The sequence below is a fragment of the Zobellia russellii genome, from assembly GCF_044597075.1.
GTDB lineage: Bacteria > Bacteroidota > Bacteroidia > Flavobacteriales > Flavobacteriaceae > Zobellia > Zobellia russellii.
Window position 1 is genome coordinate 1,120,157 of sequence record NZ_CP139000.1, and the last position, 21,667, is coordinate 1,141,823.

At 38.1% G+C, this 21,667-nt stretch carries 18 protein-coding genes and 2 pseudogenes; 11 read left to right on the forward strand and 9 right to left on the reverse strand.

The genetic code is table 11. From position 1 onward, the window contains the following. Positions 1-35: 35 nt before the first annotated feature. Together SJY45_RS04760 and ccsA are read right to left on the reverse strand one after the other, a co-directional pair. Entirely contained in the window at positions 36-605 is a 570-nt protein-coding gene (locus SJY45_RS04760; protein ID WP_400073460.1) for an RNA polymerase sigma-70 factor, read from the reverse strand. A 112-nt stretch (positions 606-717) separates the two neighbouring features. Next, positions 718-3,900, reverse strand: a complete 3,183-nt coding sequence (ccsA, locus tag SJY45_RS04765; RefSeq protein WP_400073461.1) for a cytochrome c biogenesis protein CcsA — start codon at positions 3,898-3,900, stop codon at positions 718-720. Positions 3,901-4,198: 298 nt separating this feature from the next. On the opposite strand from ccsA, the gene SJY45_RS04770 reads away from it, so the two are divergent. The 7 genes and pseudogenes from SJY45_RS04770 to SJY45_RS04800 all read left to right on the forward strand — a co-directional run bounded on the left by SJY45_RS04770 (position 4,199) and on the right by SJY45_RS04800 (position 12,107). Then, on the forward strand, positions 4,199-4,963 hold the full coding sequence (locus SJY45_RS04770; RefSeq protein WP_400073462.1) for a Rossmann-like and DUF2520 domain-containing protein: 765 nt from the start codon (positions 4,199-4,201) through the stop codon (positions 4,961-4,963). Further along, the gene (locus SJY45_RS04775; RefSeq protein WP_289064053.1) at positions 4,947-5,474 is read left to right on the forward strand and encodes an HAD family hydrolase; all 528 of its coding nucleotides are present in this window, start codon (positions 4,947-4,949) and stop codon (positions 5,472-5,474) included. Before SJY45_RS04770 ends, SJY45_RS04775 begins: the two co-directional genes overlap by 17 nt. Before the next feature lie 2 nt (positions 5,475-5,476). After that, positions 5,477-6,059, forward strand: a pseudogene (locus tag SJY45_RS04780) (Maf-like protein). Positions 6,060-6,093: 34 nt separating this feature from the next. Further along, on the forward strand, positions 6,094-7,041 hold the full coding sequence (locus SJY45_RS04785) for a septum formation inhibitor Maf (protein ID WP_400073463.1): 948 nt from the start codon (positions 6,094-6,096) through the stop codon (positions 7,039-7,041). A 4-nt stretch (positions 7,042-7,045) separates the two neighbouring features. Further along, positions 7,046-7,591, forward strand: coding sequence for a mechanosensitive ion channel family protein (locus tag SJY45_RS04790; RefSeq protein WP_215440664.1), 546 nt, complete (start codon positions 7,046-7,048; stop codon positions 7,589-7,591). 149 nt (positions 7,592-7,740) lie between these two features. Continuing rightward, positions 7,741-10,267 (forward strand): annotated as a pseudogene (locus tag SJY45_RS04795) (PIG-L family deacetylase). A 106-nt stretch (positions 10,268-10,373) separates the two neighbouring features. After that, positions 10,374-12,107, forward strand: coding sequence for a sodium:solute symporter (locus SJY45_RS04800; RefSeq protein ID WP_215912216.1), 1,734 nt, complete (start codon positions 10,374-10,376; stop codon positions 12,105-12,107). Between the two features lie 110 nt (positions 12,108-12,217). On the opposite strand, the gene SJY45_RS04805 is transcribed toward SJY45_RS04800, so the two are convergent. Beyond that, positions 12,218-13,066, reverse strand: a complete 849-nt coding sequence (locus SJY45_RS04805) for a DUF2911 domain-containing protein (protein ID WP_215440667.1) — start codon at positions 13,064-13,066, stop codon at positions 12,218-12,220. A 78-nt stretch (positions 13,067-13,144) separates the two neighbouring features. Beyond that, a complete protein-coding gene (locus tag SJY45_RS04810) occupies positions 13,145-14,395 on the reverse strand; it encodes a T9SS type A sorting domain-containing protein (protein WP_400073464.1) in 1,251 nt (416 codons plus the stop codon). A gap of 156 nt (positions 14,396-14,551) precedes the next feature. On the opposite strand from SJY45_RS04810, the gene SJY45_RS04815 reads away from it, so the two are divergent. Genes SJY45_RS04815 through SJY45_RS04825 form a run of 3 tightly spaced genes read left to right on the forward strand, consistent with a single transcriptional unit; the run spans position 14,552 to position 17,066 of the window. Continuing rightward, a complete protein-coding gene (locus SJY45_RS04815; protein ID WP_400073465.1) occupies positions 14,552-15,049 on the forward strand; it encodes a cell division inhibitor in 498 nt (165 codons plus the stop codon). Between the two features lie 10 nt (positions 15,050-15,059). Then, on the forward strand, positions 15,060-15,752 hold the full coding sequence (locus SJY45_RS04820) for an SDR family NAD(P)-dependent oxidoreductase (RefSeq protein ID WP_400073466.1): 693 nt from the start codon (positions 15,060-15,062) through the stop codon (positions 15,750-15,752). Positions 15,753-15,755: 3 nt separating this feature from the next. After that, entirely contained in the window at positions 15,756-17,066 is a 1,311-nt protein-coding gene (locus tag SJY45_RS04825; RefSeq protein WP_400073467.1) for a cryptochrome/photolyase family protein, read from the forward strand. Positions 17,067-17,074: 8 nt separating this feature from the next. On the opposite strand, the gene SJY45_RS04830 is transcribed toward SJY45_RS04825, so the two are convergent. After that, positions 17,075-18,124 (reverse strand): DUF6340 family protein, encoded by a 1,050-nt coding sequence (locus tag SJY45_RS04830; RefSeq protein ID WP_400073468.1) that lies wholly within the window; start codon positions 18,122-18,124, stop codon positions 17,075-17,077. A 298-nt stretch (positions 18,125-18,422) separates the two neighbouring features. Between SJY45_RS04830 and SJY45_RS04835 the strand changes: the two genes are divergently transcribed. Continuing rightward, complete coding sequence (locus SJY45_RS04835; protein WP_400073469.1) at positions 18,423-18,872, forward strand: VOC family protein; 450 nt, start codon at positions 18,423-18,425, stop codon at positions 18,870-18,872. A 53-nt stretch (positions 18,873-18,925) separates the two neighbouring features. Here the strand turns inward: SJY45_RS04835 and SJY45_RS04840 are convergent, their stop codons facing one another. From SJY45_RS04840 to SJY45_RS04855, 4 genes are all read right to left on the reverse strand, one after another. Beyond that, positions 18,926-19,246 (reverse strand): GNAT family N-acetyltransferase, encoded by a 321-nt coding sequence (locus SJY45_RS04840; RefSeq protein WP_400073470.1) that lies wholly within the window; start codon positions 19,244-19,246, stop codon positions 18,926-18,928. A gap of 26 nt (positions 19,247-19,272) precedes the next feature. Beyond that, positions 19,273-20,580 carry a UDP-N-acetylglucosamine 1-carboxyvinyltransferase gene (murA, locus tag SJY45_RS04845; RefSeq protein ID WP_215440678.1) on the reverse strand — a complete coding sequence of 436 codons (1,308 nt, stop codon included), beginning with the start codon at positions 20,578-20,580 and terminating at the stop codon, positions 19,273-19,275. 16 nt (positions 20,581-20,596) lie between these two features. Then, a complete protein-coding gene (locus SJY45_RS04850) occupies positions 20,597-21,253 on the reverse strand; it encodes a DUF4290 domain-containing protein (RefSeq protein WP_289039583.1) in 657 nt (218 codons plus the stop codon). Between the two features lie 81 nt (positions 21,254-21,334). Continuing rightward, positions 21,335-21,622, reverse strand: a complete 288-nt coding sequence (locus SJY45_RS04855; protein ID WP_215912210.1) for a DUF493 family protein — start codon at positions 21,620-21,622, stop codon at positions 21,335-21,337. Positions 21,623-21,667: the final 45 nt, after the last annotated feature.

A 21,667-nucleotide genomic window follows, 5' to 3' on the forward strand; every position in this document is an offset into this window, starting at 1 on the left:
TAATATTCAGGAAGGTTGAAAGGATATTAGATTGGTTAATGCAGAAGAATAAGCGATATAATAACGGCCTCTTCTAATTGAAGGTGATTTCTAAGAAAAGCCAGTGCTTTTGAAATTTGATTTTTTACGGCCTGAACGGATATTTGAAGCTCTTCTGCAATTTCTTTGTTGGATTTGTGATGGTACCGGCTCAATACAAAGATATGACGACACCTTTTGGGCAGTTTGGCAACATGATCACGAATTATTTGATTGAGTTCCGAATATTCAAGTTCCCCCGAAACATTCATGGAAACATCTATAATATTCAACCGTGTTAAATCTTCTGTAGAAAGTTTGTTGTTCCTAAAATGATTAAATATCTGAAACTTTACCGCTTGAAACAGATAGGGTTTTAAAGCAGAAATATTGGTCGTCTTTCTTTTGGCCCAAAGAGAAATAAAAACTTCTTGAATGATATCCTCACAAATGGTCCTCTCTTTTATAATATTGAAAGCATATACAAATAACAACTTTGAATATTTCTCATAAACTGCTTTGAAAGAAGCATTATTGTCTTCTTTCATACCGTTCAATAATTCAATATCTTCTGTTATCATCTTCATTCTACAGCAATCAATATGCTAAATCTATAAAAAATAGACCGAAAATTACAATAACAGTAAAAAGAACACGAGATTTTAGGTGATTATCTCAAAATCTAATGGAAATGTAATCCTATTTCACATAGTTGGCCCTATACCTCCAATAACTTATGGCACCAAGAATTACTGCTCCTAAAGCTATATACCAAACGTAATCTGGAGTAATAGCCGCTGCGCCACTTTGTCCGTAACTATGAAGACCTACTAAATAATAATTTACTCCAAAATAAGTCATCATAATACTTCCAAATGCTATAACACTTAGAAAATTGAATGTCCACCTACTCCTTAAACCAGGAACCAAACGCGTGTGAACCACAAAGGCATATACCATAATAGAAATTAGTGCCCAAGTTTCTTTTGGATCCCAACCCCAATATCTACCCCAACTCTCATTGGCCCATTGTCCACCCAAGAAATTACCTATTGTAAGCATCACAAGACCTACGGTCATAGAAAGTTCATTGATTATTGTCAATTCTTTAATGTTCAGGTCCATTACCGCTTTGTTCTTCTTATTGGTACATATCATAAGTAACAAAGAAACCAAACCAAGAATCATAGCCACCGATAATGGACCATAACTGGCAACAATTACAGCTACATGAACCATAAGCCAATAACTATCCAATACGGGTACCAAGGTTGAAATTGCAGGATCTACCCAATTTAAATGTGCAATAGCAAGTAACATACTTGTAACAAAAGCCGATGCAGCAATGGTCATATCACTCTTTCTGGCAAACAGAAGCCCCATTCCCATGGTTGCCCATGATACATAAAGAATACTTTCGTACGCATTTGTCCAAGGCGCATGGCCGGATATATACCATCGCAATACAAGGCCTGCCGTATGCCATAGGAACAATATAAAAATAGTGCCTTTTAAAGCGTAAACCCCTATACGCCATATAGAACGGTCTTTAAAAATCTGAAACACCAAAACAAAGAACATAATTACACCTACTAAAGCGTAAAGACGATATAGGGAATTGAAAATATCCAGTTTATTATAAATTACCTCCGTATTGATTTTAGATTCCGACGGAAGCACCTCCTTACCATGGTTCTTTTGATTTTGCTTAAAGGCATCCAAAAGCTTATCGGCATTGGTATAATCTCCCGTTTCTTTTGCCTTGCGCAATGTCATGAGGTAGTAAGGCAGCGAATTTTTTATAAAATTGGCATAGAGCGAATCCGAAACCTGATACTGCCCTCCCCTATATTCTATCGCCGAAATCCATTTGTTATTCTCATCGTTCAACAAAGGAAAAATCTTTATGATACGACCACTCAAGGCCTGATCTAAAAGGCTTAACCGAACATTGGCATCCTTAATATCGGTATCAAATTTATTCGGGATATTTGTTGATGTGGCTTTTGCCAAAAAGGGCTCTAGCTTATAATTTCCCTCTTTATCAAAAAAGTCCGTTGCCTTTACAAATTCTTGGCCTTCGGGAATACCTATTACATGACGGATACTATCGTTCTTCCCTTTTTTATCAACGGCCAAAAACTGTGCATTGTACCATGCCGCCGGACTCAACATCATAGATAAGAACACCTGATCGGCATTCATGTCTTTATACACATCCTTTAAACTTAGCTTTCTTAGTAATTCCGAAGAAAACGTGTTTATAGGCTTCATACGACCTCCTTCGTCTTGAATCACAAGTTTTCCAAACTTCTCCGCATGCTCTTCAGAAACAATCGTAGTCTGTAAAAGCGAATCAATTTGAGATTGTGTTGGCGCCATACTAACCCCATGGTCATGGCCATCATCTGCGGTGTGTTCTTGGGCATTGGCACTCAACAACATACCCAAAACAAGAACCGTTGTAAGTTTTGCTTTTTTATTCTTTAATTTTTCCAATGACACGGCCAAATCCTTAAACCGGGTCTTTCCAAAGAACATAATCCCCATTAACCCAATATAAAGCAAGAAATACCCCAAATAGGTAATACCTGTGCCCCATTGATCATGGTTTACCGATAAAATAGTTCCTTTTTCATCCGGGTGAAAACTAGATTGGAAGAACCGGTATCCTTTGTGATCCAAAATATTGTTCATGAAAATCTTATAGTCAAAAGGACGCTCATCTTCAACTGTAACCTTACTCATAAAGGATTTGTACCCTTGCTCGGTTCCCGGATACTTTTCTGCAATAAAATCGTTTAGTTTAATGCTGAACGGAAGTTCATATACTTTGGAGCCATAACTCAAACTAAAATCCAATCCACCTACATTTATTTTATCCGAAAAATTAGAAACCCCTTTACCACCCAGTAATTTTTGCTGTACTGTTTCGCCGTTTACGGTAATGTCTACAATCATAGCATCCATAGTAGCATCCGTTATTTCGTTTTTCGGAACTTTTACTATGCCGTACGAGCCTTTAACTATTGGCTCCGGTATAACAAATTGCATACCTGCGGTTGCATACAAAGAGCGTAACTGTAATTCCTGTATACTATCCTTTACCAACTGTCCTTGAAATTGGTCCGCCATACGCATAAAACTACCTTCAAAAGGCGATTCTATTTCGTAAGCACCATCCTTTTCTAAAATATTAATTGCTCCCTCCGTTCTCTTATTCAAAGAGAAAAGTACGTTGTGTATGCTAGAAACTTGGCCACTTTCCAAAAAGTGCTCATGGCGCTGGCCATCTCCAGCTTCAACAATCTTTAAGTATTCCTTACCATTTTCATCCGGAATCATTCCTTCTTTGGCACCATCTATAAAACCGGCATAGGAAATAGTAAACGGCTGTCCGTTAAAATCTGACTTCCAAGGTAAATTAGACTTGATATCTTGGGCAGTTACGATTAAATCTTCCTGTAAAGTTTTTCTTTTAGCCTCGCCATTAATCTCTCCATCTACGTAAGCTGTCAAGTACGTTTTATCTGAGTAGAACACTTTTTCTGATTGCCCCTCCCTAATGGGCATCATACCCTCATAACTGATATATCTCGTAACGAACGCTCCGATTATGATAAAAATCCATGAAAGGTGAAGCGTTAAAACTGCCCATTTTTCCCATCGTAGAAGACGGTACCTAAACATGTTACCAATAAAATTGATGACAAAAAACACCATAATAGCCTCAAACCACCAAGTATTATAAATCCAGATTCTTGCGGTCTCGGTACTGTACTTACTTTCAATAAAAGTACCTAGCCCCATGGCCACTGCAAACACTATAAAAAGAACGGACATTAAACGTGTGGAGAAAAAGAATTTTTTGAGCATGTTCATGAGCAGCAGCTAAAATGGTTTTCAGCATGCAAAAATACGCCCTTTTTATTATTTAGAGGAAGATAGACGGACCTAAAGTCTTATCAAAACTGTTAATTATAAGTGAAAATTTTAAGAAATTTGATTTAGGAAATCACTCTTTTTCATAAAGCATAAAAGGCTAACCTATTAATTGCAAATAACACAGAAATCTCAGATTTGTATACACACCCTCAACCGTAAAAAAACAACTTCTCGTTTCTTCACTTTTCTACAATCCAAAGTAAACAATACATAAATATATGCTTATTTTCGCTGCATGATCAAGGTTAGTATTTTAGGAACCGGAAATGTTGCCACCCACCTTTTCAGGGCTTTTTCCAACTCTGCAGAGATTGAAATTGTTCAGGTAATAGGTAGAAACAAAGAGGCGCTTCAAGCCTTTGGAACGGAGGAAAAAACCACAACGGATTTCTCTAGATTAAAATTTTCAGACATATATATTGTTGCTTTAAGTGATTCCTACATAAACACTGTTTCACAAGAAATTACAATTAACAACAGTTTAATTGTTCATACCTCTGGAAATACTCCAATGAGTGCGCTCTCAACGCACCAAAGACGAGGCGTGTTTTATCCATTACAGACTTTTAGCAAATCTAATGAGCTGGATTTTAAAAATGTTCCCGTCTGCCTGGAAGCGAACGAAGAAGCCGATTTGGCCTTGTTAAAAAAACTCGCCCATCTGGTTTCGGAAAATGTTTATGAGATAAGTACGGAACAACGCAAAAGCCTTCACCTTGCGGCTGTATTCACAAATAACTTTACAAACTACATGTACCATGTTGGCTCTGAAATCTGCAAAGAGAATAATGTGCCTTTTGAAATATTGAGTCCGCTTATTCAAGAAACAGCGGAAAAAATAAAAAACCTATCTCCTTTTGATGCCCAAACGGGCCCAGCTAGAAGAGGAGACCACAATACCATATCAAATCACTTAGAACAATTAAATAATACCGAGTACAAAGCGGTCTATGAACTGCTCAGCAAATCAATAGAAAAAACATATGGAAAAGAGCTATAAAGAATACCTTAAGAACATAGATACTTTTATTTTTGACGTAGACGGAGTTTTTACGGACAGCACCCTAATCATTACTACCGAAGGAGAAATGCTCCGCAGAATGAGCGTTAAAGACGGTTATGCGGTTAAGACCGCCCTTCAGAAAGGGTATAAAATCTGTATTATCTCAGGAGGAACCAACGAAGGAGTCCGTAAACGATTAAAAGAACTTGGAGTTACGGACATTTATTTAGGCGCGCACCATAAAATGGATGTCCTGGAAGAGTATATGGACAAGCATGGTATTGACCCAAGCACAATGCTTTATATGGGTGATGATATTCCGGATATTCCACCAATGGAAACCGTTGCCCTACCCACTTGCCCTCAGAACGCGGTACCGGAAGTAAAGGCAAGATCTATGTATGTTTCCCACAAAAACGGAGGCGAAGGCTGCGTAAGGGATGTTATAGAGCAAGTCTTAAAAGTAAAAGGGCATTGGATGACTAATTTTAGCGCGGCAAACGATTAATTATGCTCAACCTGAACCACCACACCATCATACTTGCCAGTGGCTCCCCAAGAAGACATCAGTTTTTAAAAGAAATGGGGATTCCGTTTGAGGTCCGATTGAAATCAGTAGATGAAATTTACCCTCCCGAATTAAAAGGAAGCGAGATTAGCGATTATTTGGCAAAATTGAAAGCAGAATGCTTTTGACGGGGCTTTGAAAAAAGAAGAGATTCTGATTACCTCGGACACCGTAGTCTGGCACAATGGTATTTCATTAGCCAAAGCAGCAGATGCCGAAGAAGCCTACGAAATGATAAAAGCGCTATCCGGAGATTGGCACGAGGTCATAACATCGGTTTGTTTTACTACACCCAACAGTCAAAAAGTAGTTAATGAAATTACCCGGGTCAAATTTCGGAATTTATCCGACGAAGAAATCCGTTATTATATTAACACTTACAAACCCTATGACAAAGCCGGTGCATATGGTATTCAAGAATGGATAGGCCTTACCGCAATTGAAGAGATTAAAGGGTCTTACCCTAATGTTGTGGGACTCCCCACCCAGTTGGTATACAAAACGTTAAGCACTATGGTTAAATAGTTCTTTTTGATTAATTTTAATAAAAATTCATCTCATGACAACCGGAACAAGACAAAACCTATCGCTTATAGTCATTGCTGCGCTCTTATCTTTTACCCAATCCTGTAAAGAGGTTGAAAAAGAGACAAATAAAGAGGTAGCCCTAAATACTGAAAAGCCCGTAGAAACATCAAAAAAGGAGCTTTCCAGTGAATTTAAGGAGTATTGGTATGGCGGAGAGGCGGAAATAACATCCTACAAATTAGAACAGGCCCGCTATGGTGAAATCCGAGACGGCGAAGCGGTTTTAATTTATGTAACAGAACCTTTTTTAAAGAAGAAACAAGTAAAAGCGGATGGACATAATCCTGATAACATCCCCGTATTAAAACTCAATTCCACAAAAAAATACCTTACCGGAATTTATCCTTACGCCATCATGAACAGTACTTTTTATCCCGTTCATGACAATGACCACGCCATTAAGGTCTCCTTCTCTGCACAGGAATGGTGCGGACAGGTTTACGCACAACTTAACAACCGGGATAAATTTGATGTAATATCTCATTCATATTTTGAAAGTGAGGCGGACCAAAATTTACAATTAGAGAAAACAACTCTTGAAAACGAGCTTTGGAACAAAATTCGTATCGCACCAAAATCTTTACCAACAGGCGAATTGGAAATAATTCCCTCAATGGAATTTATTAGACTATCTCACAAAGAGTTAAAAGCATATAAGTCAATTGCAAGTTTAAGTGATGACAATGGTCTTTCAACCTATAAAATAACGTATCCGGAATTAGAAAGAACCTTAGAAATAAATTTCACTACTGCCTTTCCGCATAGTATTGAAAGCTGGACGGATACCTTTGTTAGTGGCTTTGGAAAAAACGCTAAATCCATGACCTCTACCGCTACCAAGATAAAAACTTTAAAGACCCCCTATTGGCAACAAAATGGAAATAAGCATCTATCTTTGCGGGATAGTTTAGGTTTATAAATTTATGCAAGAATTTCTTATTTCCAACAAGCACGAAATCATAGCTACAGCTATTACTTTCTGTATCCTTCTAATTCTAAAATTTATAACGGATAAGACCATTCGTAAAATTGGCAGAATTAGTGATATTGTTGAAGCACGGACCCTTTTAATTACAAAATACGCCTCTTTACTCCTTACATTAATTGGGTTTGGGGTCATTTCCTTTATTTGGGGCGTAAATTTCAAAGAAGTTGGCCTTGTGTTTTCTTCGGTGTTTGCGGTAATTGGGGTTGCCTTATTCGCCAGTTGGTCTATTCTGAGCAATATAACCGCAGGTGTAGTTCTGTTTTTTTCATTTCCGTTTAAAATCGGGGACAAGGTTAAAATTCTAGACAAAGATATAGAGTCCGAAGAACCCTTTTTAATAGAGGACATAAGGGCTTTTCATGTAAGCCTAAGAAAATCCAATGGTGAACTTTTGGTATACCCGAACAATTTGATGATGCAAAAAGCGGTAACGCTTATTTACAATTCAGAAGATACCCCAGACGGTAGTGAAGAAGCTTAATCTTAAACATCCTTAATTTATGGGTAAAACCACAAATTTAATTTTGTTAAAGAAGTTTTAAAAACCCCGCTTGCCCCCTTTAAACTTTCTATCTTTGATTTGGTGCCATCTCTGTAAATTGGTGGCTTCACCAAACAAAAACCAACTTTATGCGATATCTTTTGGCAATCTTTGCCGGAACTTTTCTGTCCTTAAACATTACTTATGCACAGAAACCTGTGCAACCGTCCACTTCCGAGATTTACCATTCCCTTGAAAAATTGAATTTCTTGGGTACCGCATTGTACATTGCCGCACACCCGGATGACGAAAACACAAGGCTTATTTCCTACCTGTCCAACCATACCAAAGCCAGGACCGGTTACCTTTCATTAACTAGGGGCGATGGTGGACAAAACCTAATTGGTCCTGAATTGCGTGAGCTTCTTGGAGTTTTACGTACGCAAGAGCTTCTGGCCGCCAGACGCGTAGATGGTGGAGAACAGTTTTTTTCCAGAGCCAATGATTTTGGATACTCAAAACACCCGGACGAAACCCTTGAAATATGGGATAAAGAAGCAGTGCTAGGAGATGTGGTTTGGACCATTAGAAACTTTAGACCAGAATGTAATCATAAATAGGTTTGACCATAGAAGTCCGGGAACTACTCACGGGCACCATACTTCATCTGCAATGTTGAGTTTTGAAGCTTTTGATTTAGCCAATGACAATTCTGCGTACAGTGAGCAATTGAAACTGACTGAAACTTGGCAGCCAAAAAGGCTTTTTTTCAACACATCATGGTGGTTTTACGGCAGCCAAGAAAAGTTTGATAAAGCCGATAAATCCAAAATGGTGAATTTGGATATTGGAACTTATTACCCAGTACTTGGGAAGTCCAACAACGAAATTGCGGCATTGGCCAGCAGCCAGCATTTGTGCCAAGGATTTGGTCGCCTATCACAACGCGGCTCGGAAAATGAATATGTTGAGTTGCTGAAGGGTACAATGCCCAACAACTCCAATGATATTTTTAAAGGAATAGACACCTCTTGGTCTCGCATAACCGGTGGAAAGGCAGTTGGGGAGATTCTTTATGCAGTTGAAAAGAATTTTGATTTTACCAACCCATCCAAACATTTGCACCAATTATTGGAAGCCTACGAGCTGCTCCAAAAAGTTGAAGACAATTACTGGAGGGAATTAAAGTCACAAGAACTAAAGAACATAATTCTGAACATTAGCGGCCTCTATTTAGAAGCTTCCGCCGAAACCTCATTTACAAACCCTGGCGGCAAAATTAAAATTAACGTAGAGGCCGTGAATAGGAGTTCTTCGGATATTACTCTGAATACTATTTCCATTTCTTCAACAAATAAAACTATTCAACCTTCCATCGCACTAAAAAATAACGAGAAGCAAAATTTTGAAATTGATATAGACGTACCAAGTACTACAAATTACACAAGCCCTTATTGGCTAAACGAAAAGGGTAGTTTAGGCATGTACAAGGTAGATGACCAAAGCCTTATTGGTAAGCCCGAAACACCACGCGCATTTCTGGTAAAATTTGAACTTGAATTTAATGGGAAAAGTATAACAATTGAAAAGCCTGTTATCCATCACTATGCTAAGCCAGATAAAGGCGAACTCTTTCAGCCTTTTGAGATACTCCCCGAAGCAACTGCAAGTTTTAGTGATAAAGTTTTGATTTTTGCCGATGGTGAACCCAAAAAAGTGCCCGTTACGATTAAAGCCCATGCCGATAATATAAAGGGAGAGCTTTTGCTTAACCATTCAAAAGGATGGGGCATAGATGCCGAATCAAAGTCTTTTGAGATTGCAAAAAAGGGAGACCAACAAACCTTGGTTTTCACTTTAACCCCACCTGCAACCGAAGATGAGAGCTATATTTCACCCATCATAAAATTAAACGGCAAGGAGGTTACTAAGGAGCTGGCGATTATAGCTTATGACCATATTCCAACCCAGTCCGTTTTACTGCCATCAGAAGCTAAAGTAGTCCGCCTGAACATTAAAAAATCTGGAGAACACATTGGTTATATTGTTGGTGCCGGTGACGAAGTTCCAGAAAGTTTAAGGCAAATTGGTTACATTGTACACACCATTGACCCAAATACTATAGCTAAGGGAACGTTGGACAAGTATGATGCCGTAGTGGTAGGTATTAGAGCATATAATGTACTTGACCAATTAAAGTTTAAACAACGGTATCTTTTTGATTATGTTGAAAACGGAGGTAATCTTGTGGTGCAATACAATACTGCCGGAAGATGGGGAGACCAATTTGAAAACCTTGCTCCCTACCCTATTACCTTGTCTAGAGACCGGGTAACCGATGAAAACTCAGCTGTTGAAATATTGGCTAAAAAACATGCTTTAATAAATTACCCCAATAAAATTAACAAAGATGATTTTAATGGGTGGGTACAAGAACGCGGATTATACTTCCCAAGCAAGTGGTCCAAGGAATTCACCCCTATTTTATCCATGAGCGATAAAGGGGAGTCTGCAAAAAAGGGAAGTCTTTTAATAGCTCCTTACGGAAAAGGGAATTACATTTATACAGGATTGAGCTTTTTTAGAGAGCTACCTGCAGGCGTACCCGGAGCGTACAAGTTGTTCGCCAACATGCTCTCTGTTGAAAAGAATATACAACCTACCAAATTGAATTAGACCATGTTAGACAAGTTCGATTGGAAAAAAGAATACTCGCTAGTACTGATACTGAATATCGTCTATGTGCTAATATTTAGCTACTTAATGACCGCATTTACCTAATATGGGAACATTAGATTGGATTGTTTTATCAAGTACACTCCTATTCATTGTTGCATACGGTGTTTGGAAAACCAAAGGCAGCAAAAGCGTAGAAGACTATGTTGCTGGAGGAAAAGACGCCAAATGGTGGACCATAGGTCTATCCGTTATGGCAACACAAGCCAGTGCCATAACGTTCCTTTCAACGCCGGGACAAGCCTTTCATGACGGCATGGGCTTTGTCCAATTTTATTTTGGGTTGCCATTGGCCATGATTATTATCTGTTTGGTGTTCATTCCCATTTACCACAGGCTAAAAGTATATACTGCCTATGAATTTCTTGAAAATCGTTTTGATTTAAAAACCAGGTCACTAGCCGCCATACTATTTTTAGTGCAAAGAGGCCTTGCGGCAGGTATAACCATTTTTGCGCCATCGATCATCTTATCGGCAGTACTGGGTTGGGACCTTAGGACTCTTAACATTATTATTGGCGTGTTGGTTATCATCTATACCGTATCCGGAGGAACCAAAGCAGTAAGCGTTACGCAAAAGCAGCAGATGTTCATTATTATGACCGGCATGTTCATCACCTTCTTTTTTATATTGGGGTACCTTCCGGCAGATATCAATTTTGGAAAAGCACTTAAAATAGCCGGGGCCAGCAACAAACTGAATATCATAGACTTTAGCTTTGACACCAAAAGCAGGTATACTTTTTGGAGCGGAATAACGGGAGGACTCTTTTTAGCACTCGCCTATTTTGGTACGGACCAAAGCCAGGTACAACGGTATCTTTCCGGAAAATCACTACGTGAAAGTCAATTAGGATTAGTCTTTAACGGATTACTTAAAATACCAATGCAATTCTTCATCCTATTGGTAGGCGTTATGGTATTTGTGTTTTATCAGTATAATCCATCACCTTTAAACTTTAACCCAGCCGCTACCGAAGCAGTTATGAGCTCCGAATATGCAAAGGACTATTCCATTCTACAAGAGGGGCAGGAACGCCTAGAGGCCGAAAAGAAAATGGCGCAGAATAAATTCTCTGCTGCCTTGGAACTTAAAGAGTATAGCGCTGTTGAAGAGGCCAAGCAGGAAATCATTCGATTAAATGTTAAGGACAGTACCAACCGTGCCGCTGCCAGAGCCCTTATAAAAGAAGCGGATGACGTGGTCGAAACCAATGATAAAGATTATGTCTTTATCCATTTTATACTACATAATCTTCCTAGAGGTTTAATAGGGCTACTTTTGGCAGTTATATTATCTGCAGCTATGTCATCCACGGCTTCGGAACTTAACGCCCTAGGTACTATTACAGCCTTAGATTTGTACAAAAGAAATAAAAAAGACCCCTCTACGGACGAGCACTATGTTAAAGCAACAAAATTTTTCACCCTTATCTGGGGAATTATAGCCATTTTTATAGCCAGTATCGCCAACCTGTTCGACAATCTTATTCAATTAGTAAATATTATTGGTTCTGTGTTTTACGGTAATGTTCTAGGTATATTCCTGTTGGCATTTTTCTTTAAGTTCGTAAAAGGTAATGCTGTATTCTTTGCGGCTGTACTTACTCAGTTAATTGTCTTTGTGCTTTTTTACAATCTCATATTCATTCACCCGACCGGGGAGGAAAAGTTAGGATATCTTTGGCTTAACTTTATAGGCGCGGCCATGGTAATCGCTATGGCAATTGCTTTTGAAGGGTTTGACAGGCTATTGAAGAAACCGCTGGCAAGTAAATAATTTATAGAAGTATTCCTACTTTATTTTTTTACATTTTTTCTTCAGTGCGTATAAAATAAAACCCCGGCCTTCCAATGGGAGGACGGGGTTTTTATATAAGAATACAAAGCTTATTTAGCGCTCCACTCTTTAATAGAGTCGGTATTCATTTTAACGTAATCATCATTACCTGCTTCTTTTGCTTTTTCCAAAGACTTTTTAGCAGTTTTGATAGCTCCTTTTTTATCGCCCGATTTTGCTTGGATAAGGGATTGCTGACGCAATTGCCAAAAAGCGGGCTCTTCAGTCATGGACATAGCCTTGTCCATCCATTCAGATGCTTTTTTAATGTCTTTGTCCTCACTTGAAAAATAAACAGCGGCAGCGTAGTAATCATCTGCTTTTGGAGAACCCGCCATAGTTTTTTCAATATCGGCCATTACTTTTGAATCCGTTGGAACTTCAAAAGGAACAGCAACATAAGTTTTCTCCCACATCATTCCCAAATTGGCAGAATTACTTGTCATATCATCTATTGTAATAGTGAACGCCTCAATATCTACAGGTAACGTATAAACTTCTGCGGATGTCTTGGCTACCACTTTGCTATCGTCCCAATTTTTAGGTGTACCACCTCCATCAATATCCGTATAAAAGAAAACTTCCCAAGAACTTGCTCCTGGCTTCGTAAAAATGGAATATGTACCTGCCTTAACATCTTGACCAGCTATTTTTACGTCATCACTAAAACTTACTTTAGTATACGCATTAGCTCCTGTTCTCCATAATTTGCCGTGCGGAACAAGATCTCCAAAAATAGTTCTCCCACGCATAGATGGCCTAGAATACTCTACGGTAACATCTGTTAAACCTACGGTTTGTTGTAGCTTAGAAGCTGGACTAGGTGCTGGTGTGTTTATTTGGGCCTGCATAGTAACAGAAGCAAATACTACACTTGCTAAAAGGATAATTTTTTTCATTTGAATTGATTTTTTAGTTTCCACAAAACTAAATATAAACCATCTTACATATGTTAATGAAATCCTAAATTAGACCGTTTAAAATACTACGAAAGGCTGTGAAACTACTTTACTCTCAAGAAAAAAAGTTAGATAGTAAACCCCTGATTTTAAAGTGGAAGTATCAATACGTGTCTCACTACTTAAATCTTCCTTAAAATGACTAACACGTTTACCTAACGCATCATAAACAACCTTGGACAATACCCTCTCATTCGAGTTTATCTTATATTCTAAGTGCTCAGCACCAAATTGCTTGTACAATATTAAGTCATCCTTATCGGTAGGTTTCAATTCTTCTGAAGGCAAAGGATTGTCAGAACCCATTTCCTCTTCTTCTTCTTCTTCTTCTTCTTCTTCTGCATCGTCTGCATCGTCTGCATCTTCTGCATCTTCTGCATCTTCTAACTCGTCCGTATCTAGTTCTTTTTCAAGTGTAGAAAAACCAAATAACTTGGGCTTAAACAACAAATTCCAATTATCATTTTCAAAACGCTCGGATGTCATCAAATAAGAATTACTATCCAAAGAGGCAATACTTTCAATTTGTGCATTTTCAATACTCATCGGTAGCCTCTCAACAGAATCTTTAAATACCTCAGAAGAAGTTGCTCCTTCAATTTTAAATATAAATGGAGCTAAAATTGAATTGTAACCTACAATTAGCAATGATTTTGACAACGGATTATATTCCGCTCCCGTGACCAAACCATCTACGAAATAGTCATCCAACCGTTTTGCGACATGCTTTCCAGGCTCCGTAGATAGTTGATAAGCAACCGTACCCTTAGATTGCCATTGCTTGGTAAAAATCAAAAGTTGGTTCTCTACTACAACTAAAGCTTCGGCATCCCAGTCACTATTTCCACTATTTTCAAAATTTTCCTGATCCTCATAAGTGAATTCAATCTTATCTGCGACTACATTTTCAGACTTTAAATAATCGGATTTAGAAATACGATATACTGCTAAATCCCTTCTAACTCCATTATTATTCCCAAAATCCCCTATATAAATAAATGTATCATCTTGAGCAATATCTTCCCAATCGTTATTTTCAACATTTGTAATGCTTACGGTACGACTCACCTGAAAAGAAAGCGTATCTATCTCGTAAAGTTCAGGAAGATTACCAGAATCGTTATGAGTTATAAGTCTACCGTCAAAAAAAAGCAATCCTGAACTTTCGGATACCTCTGTAGGCAATTCACCTACTTCTCTTTGGGAATTTTGGGCCGATAGAAATAAACCGGAGAACAGTAAAAGAAAAAACAGCAGTAAGTTTTTCATAGCATAGATACGCCTGTAATGTACAAAATAGATGCTACACTAAAGAACTCTTTAAACTTTCAAAAGAAAATGAAACCCCTAAATAAATTACCAATAGAGACAATTTGTTTATCAATAAAATAAAAATGTTAAACAAAATGTAATTACATTTGTTTTATGAAGTTATACCAGCTACGTTCCAAACAGTCATTTCCCATAAGCGTAAAAGAAGCGTGGGACTTTCTATCAGACCCAGGCAATCTTAAGGTTATTACCCCGCCACATATGGGTTTTGAAATACTCTCAGGTAACGACCGCGCCATGTTTCCGGGACAAATTATTCAATACACCGTTTCCCCTTTTCCTGGATACAAGACTAAATGGGTTACTGAAATCACCCATGTAAAGGAGGGCGAGTACTTTGTAGATCAACAGAGATTTGGTCCTTATGCACTTTGGCATCACAAACATTTCATTAAACCTATTGACGGTGGAGTAGAAATGGAAGATGTAATAGATTATAAAATTCCTTTTGGAATTCTTGGACAAATGGCCCATCCTCATTTGGTTAAAAAACAGTTGAAACAAATTTTTGCTTTCAGGGAGCAAAAATTGATAGAACTATTTGGAAGCCTTAAAAACACTACAAAAGAGCTGCAGTTTAAAACCATTTAAGATTTTTTCCATGAAAAAAAATATACTTTTAATTGGAGGTTCATACGGTATTGGTCTTCAAATAGTAAAGCAACTCGCTGATGAGTATACGGTATATGTTGCCTCTAGAACATCTGACGGACTGAACGGAACTGGTGCCATCCATATTCCTTTTGACGCGAACACTGATGTCTTAGACACTACAATTCTTTCCAAGGAACTGCATGGTTTTGCCTACTGCCCAGGCTCCATCAACTTAAAGCCTTTTAAAATGCTTTCTCTGGAAACTTTTGAAACAGATATGCAGCTGAATTTCTTTAATATGGTTAAAGTAGTTAAAGATATTTTACCTTTAATGGTCTCTGGAGGAGCAATAATTCTGTTCAGCACGGTTGCGGTTGGCTCCGGAATGCCCTATCACACGAGTGTTTCCGCAGCTAAAGGTGCAATTGAAGGTTTTGCTAAATCTATGGCGGCAGAATATGCCCCAAATATTAGGGTAAATGTAATTGCACCATCTTTAGTAAATACGCCTTTAGCTAAACGCTTACTGAGTAACGACAAAAAAATAGAAATGATGTCCCAAAGACATCCTTTAAAACGTATTGGTGAGGTTAGTGATATTGCAAATGCGACGGTATTCTTGTTAAGTGAAAAAAGTTCATGGATTACCGGTCAAGTAATAGGTGTTGACGGAGGAGTGTCAACTTTAAATTTAAGTTAGTTTATGGCAGATAAAATATCGATTTTTTGGTTTAGAAGAGATTTACGTCTAGACGATAATATTGGGTTCCTAGAAGCCCTAAAGGGCAATTATAACGTGTTGCCCATTTTTATTTTTGATTCTGAGATTCTTGAAAACCTTCCAAAAGATGATGCCAGAGTTACTTTTATCTACGAGAACTTGCAGAGAATGCGAGATACGCTTCAAAGTGAAAACCATAGTTCTATAGCAATCTACCACGGTAAGCCTATGGCTATATTCAAGGATTTGCTTAGTCAATATGAAATAAATGCAGTCTACACAAATCATGATTACGAGCCTTATGCCAAAAAAAGAGATGAGAGCATAAAAGAGCTACTCCAAGCGAACGACGTTACTTTTCACACCTTTAAAGATCAGGTTGTTTTTGAAAAGGATGATATTCTTAAAAGTGACGGTGACCCATACATTGTATATACCCCTTACAAAAACAAATGGAAAGAACATTTTAACCCGGACGAACATTTAACCATTCATTACACAAAACAATACCGAGACAACCTTATTCAGAATACGAGACTACCAAATCTCTCTTTAACGGATATGGGTTTTAAAACTTCCTCCTTAAAAGTTCCGGAATATATGGTTACACCAACCCTAATTGATAATTATGAAGATACCAGGAATTACCCAGCCATAGAAAACGGTACATCATTGTTAGGACCACATCTACGGTTCGGAACGGTATCCATCCGAAAAATGATGAAAAAGGCGATTGCCGAAAAAAATGAAGTTTTTTGGAGCGAACTTATTTGGCGTGAGTTTTTTATGCAAATTCTATGGCACTACCCTAGAACCGTAAATGAAGCGTTCAAAAAGAATTATGACCGAATAAGTTGGAGAAATAATGAAGATGAATTTGAAAAATGGAAGGAAGGGAATACCGGATATAAATTGGTTGATGCAGGAATGCGGGAATTAAATGCAACTGGATATATGCATAACCGAGTACGAATGCTCGTCGCCAGCTTTCTTTGCAAACACTTACTTATAGATTGGCGTTGGGGCGAAGCGTATTTTGCCGAAAAGTTGTTGGATTATGAAATGAGCAGCAATGTGGGCAATTGGCAATGGGCAGCGGGAAGTGGTGTTGATGCCGCTCCTTATTTTCGCATTTTTAACCCAATGACTCAGGTTGAAAAGTTTGATAAGGATAAAAAATATATTTCAAAGTGGGTTCCCGAGCACCATACGGAAGACTACGCGCAAAAAATGGTAGATCATAAAGAAGCTCGGGAACGGTGTTTAAAAACGTATAAGGAAGCACTTAACTAAAGCGAAACCTAACGGGAAAGCTGTCTTTCTAATTGACGTTTTTCTTGCATACGATATTTAAGGATGTTCACGTAACGCAGTGCCTCTCCGTTATTATAGTCCGTATAAGATTTAGAGGCCCATTCCATCGCCTTTTCTAAATCACCGTTAATTTCATTTATGATTGCCATATTATAACAAGCCCTACCGGCTATTTTTTCGTCCGGATTATTCACTTCCTTTTCCCAAAGAACGGCCGCTCCATCCCAATCACCTGTCTGGGCACGTCTTTTTGCAATTACAAAATTCTCAGTACCTTTTACAAAGTAATCTCTGGAAACCCTTTTTCTTAAAGGTCTTACATCATAACCATAAGAATTACCGATGTTACTACTACGTTGAATAACAGCTTCTTTTCTTCCAATTACCGCCTCAACCGCTTTCATAGGATTAACACCAGACCCAATAGATGTGATACGATCATTAAAAGTATACTCATCCAATATTAATTTGTTCTGTGGGTCATACACTCGCCATCCATTTTTAATAGCCGTATTAAGTGTAACCTTATGACCCGGCAGCGAAGCTTTTATGCCTAAATCATTTGGTATGGTTACCGTGGTAAGTTCATAATCTACTCGCGTATCCGTATCGTAGAACTCTAATGAAAATAGTACATCTACATCATTAGCATCGCAAATTTCTTGAACCGACTGCCAATCCAAAGCTGCAGGAAAAATGCCTAGCCCTTTTCGTTGAATATCCGTATCATTAATAATAGTAATGGTTTCAAAACGAGTATTGCGTGTAAGCTCATCATAAAGTCCCGTTACAGCAGACTCTGCTCCTTCCCTGTCCAAATTGAGTCCTTCTAAAGAAAGAATCTTATCTATTTTATCTACCACTTTGTTTTCTTCGGAGGGAATACTCCTGTTGATTAGACCAACCCGTGCTGCATTTGAAGGTAAGCTTATACGTGCTGGCTCAGTAGCACCCATTGTTAATTTGTTAGTTGACACGCAACTGGATAATAGCAGTAATATAGCTCCGGCGGAAAGTAGTTGGTTAAGATTTTTCATGGGACAAAAGTTAAATCGTTATCTCTTTTCAAAAAATTAAAAAGTTTAAGTAGGTTCGATATAAACTAAAACGTGCCTTAATTATTGCTTTTAGCCCAGCTATGATCAATAAACTCGACCAACTACATCTTTTTTATCGGTGAATTATAAGAATCACGTTTAAGAGTCTTCACTTAAACCTTCTAAATTATGTATAGACCAGTTACTGGCTCCCATTATTGAAATGCTTTTGTATCTTACACACCCAAAATACAGCGCTAAGCTGTTTTTATATGAATCCCTTACTATTCCAAACCACATGAAAAAAATCTTTTTAGCTCTTATTTGCATTGCCGGCACCACTCTATTGGCTCAAGCACAAACTTTTGATTTTAAAATTGATCATTTTGCGCTAGTCGTTGAAGATTCTGATATTAGTGCAGATTTCTACGCAAACATTCTAAAATTAGAAGAAACGCCACATCCTGATTTAAAACCTGGTTTCAGGTGGTTCACTGTAAGTGGAAATTCTCAGATTCACCTAATCGAAAAGGAATTTGCGCCCTTTGAAAAGAATAAATCCATGCATCTATGTCTTTCCACGCAAGATTTAGATGGAATGATAGCCCATCTTGAAAAAAACAATATCAAATATTGGGATTGGCCCGGTAAAGAAAATGCAGTCACTTTACGTACAGACGGTGTACGCCAAATTTATATTCAGGACCCGGATAAGTATTGGATAGAAATCAATACTGCAAAACATTAAAACGAGAAAGAGGCCTTATGGGCCTCTTCTCTATTTTAGTATATTTTCAACTTTTACTTAATTGAATATCCAGGAGCCAAGACAGCTTTACCTTCTTCCGGGTGACGTTTAAGATATGCGGCCACAAACGGACATAAAGGAGCCATTTTCATACCACCCTCCTCTATAAATTTCAATACTTTTGAGACCAAAGCACTTCCCACACCTTGCCCACCTAAAGACGAAGGCACTTCTGTATGTGTTAAGTACATGATGTTCTGTTTGGAAATCATATATTCCATAAAGGCTATCTCCCCATCAACATCCATCTCAAACCTACCTTTCTCTCCCTTCTTATTTACAAGTGGAATTTTTGAAAAGTCTCTTTTTTCCATAAGAAAGACGCTAGGGGTTCACTAATTTAAACTCTGGTAATTTTAGCACCAATAGCACGTAAACGTGTATCAATATCTTCATACCCACGATCTATCTGTTCAATATTATGAATAGTAGATGTTCCTTTTGCGGATAGGGCTGCTATCAGCAAAGAAACTCCTGCCCTAATATCAGGAGATACCATGGTGGTTGCCTTTAATGTAGATTTAAAGTCGTGCCCAATTACGGTAGCACGGTGTGGGTCACAAAGAATAATCTTAGCACCCATATCAATCAATTTATCCACGAAGAACAAACGGCTTTCAAACATCTTTTGATGAATAAGCACCTCTCCTTTTGCCTGTGTGGCAACTACCAGAATAATACTCAATAAATCCGGTGTTAGACCTGGCCATGGCGCATCTGCAATTGTAAGGATAGAACCATCTATAAAGTTCTGTATCTCGTACCCGTTGGTATGCTTAGGTATGAATATATCGTCGTCCTTTTTTTCAACCGTAATACCCAGTTTTCTAAAAACCGTAGGTATTTGTCCTAAATCGTCCCAACTTACATTTTTGATTGTAAGCTCGCTTTTTGTCATTGCCGCCAATCCGATCCAGCTTCCTATTTCGATCATATCTGGAAGCATTCTATGTTCCGTTCCTCCTAAGGAATCTACGCCTTCAATTTCCAGTAGGTTTGACCCCACACCGGAAATCTTGGCCCCCATCCGGTTCAGCATTTTACACAACTGCTGCAAGTAAGGCTCACAGGCCGCATTATAAATTGTTGTTTTTCCTTCGGCAAGAACAGCTGCCATGAGAATGTTAGCAGTACCTGTTACGGATGCTTCATCCAGCAACATATAGGTGCCTTTAAGTTTTTTGGCCTCAACACCGTAGAAATATTCTTCTTTGTTGTACCTAAACTTGGCGCCCAGTTTTATAAATCCTTCAAAGTGCGTATCCAAACGTCTACGACCAATTTTATCACCGCCTGGCTTAGGAATGTATCCTTTTCCAAAACGTGCCAACAAAGGACCAACTAGCATAATAGACCCTCTAAGACCGCGACCATCTTCTTTAAATTGGTCAGACTGTAGGTAGTCTAGATTTATATCATCTGCTTTAAAGCTATACGATCCTTTTGCTTTTTTCTGGATTTTTACACCCAAATCTTCAAGCAACGCAATCAGCTTATTTACGTCTACAATGTTAGGAATGTTGTTTATGGTAACCGTTTCATCAGTAAGTAGTACGGCACAAAGAATCTGTAAGGCTTCATTTTTAGCGCCTTGTGGCGTAATTTCACCAGAGAGCTGGTGACCGCCTTCAATTTTAAAGGTACCCATGTAAGATTGAGGAGTATTAATATCGCTTTTTACCGCGATTGTTATTGTTTCGTTGGTTGTTTTTCTTTCCTGAATTATTGTTCCTTGGAGTTTTAGCTACACGATTTTTCAAAAACTGTCCGCTATCCGTAAGGTTTTCTCCACTAAGGTCTATTTGTCCGTCACTGAGTTCAAGTAAATGATTAAAAATTGCTTTATCATCAACCGTATCCTTGTTCCAGTTCAGGTAACATTTTTTCATGTGATTGGCAATGGCATATTCCAACCCATCACGCATATCTCCTTTTTCCCATTTTACGGCAACATCTATCATTCTCTTGATATTGTTTCCGTAAAAACGGTATTTTGGAAAATTCTGAGGATACTCCAAAGGCTCAGGGCGCTTTCTAAGTACCTCTTTACTCGTAATAGGAAAAGGCGATTTTACATCCAATTTAAAATCGGACATAATAAACAACTGATCCCATAATTTATGCTGAAAATCAGGCACATCTCTTAAGTGCGGCTGAATATTACCCATAACACTAATAATAGCTTGGGCCACTTTGTTTCTCTCTTCTTCGTCTTCTATAGAAATGGCATGATCTACCATTTTCTGAAAATGACGCCCGTATTCGGGAATGATCAATTTTGACCTTTCCGTGTTATATTCTAGGTTTTCTACTAAATTCAAATTGAAAATTTTTGCTTAAAAAAATTAAGGAAGTGTTCTTATAACGTCTGCAAATTAAGAAAATTATGGTTCAAATACTATTTAAAGGGATATAACCCCTTCAACCTTGCCCACTTCTTTGTATTTCTCTATTACCGCATCCGGGTTTTTCATGTTTACCGTTATGGAAACACTGGTATACTTTCCGTTTTTAGATTCCTTTAATTCTATTACAGCTCCTGTATTATCAAAAATTTTATGAATTTGATCTACTTTTTCAGGAATGGATTGTACTATAAATTTATATAAGTAATTAGAAGGCCAAGTTGTACTCTCTCCTAGTTGCTCTCGTAAGCGCTTATAGAACGCTTCTGGATTTTCTTTGTCCATATAACCATTTTTTACAAAGATAACGGTTCAACCTCAATTTTAATA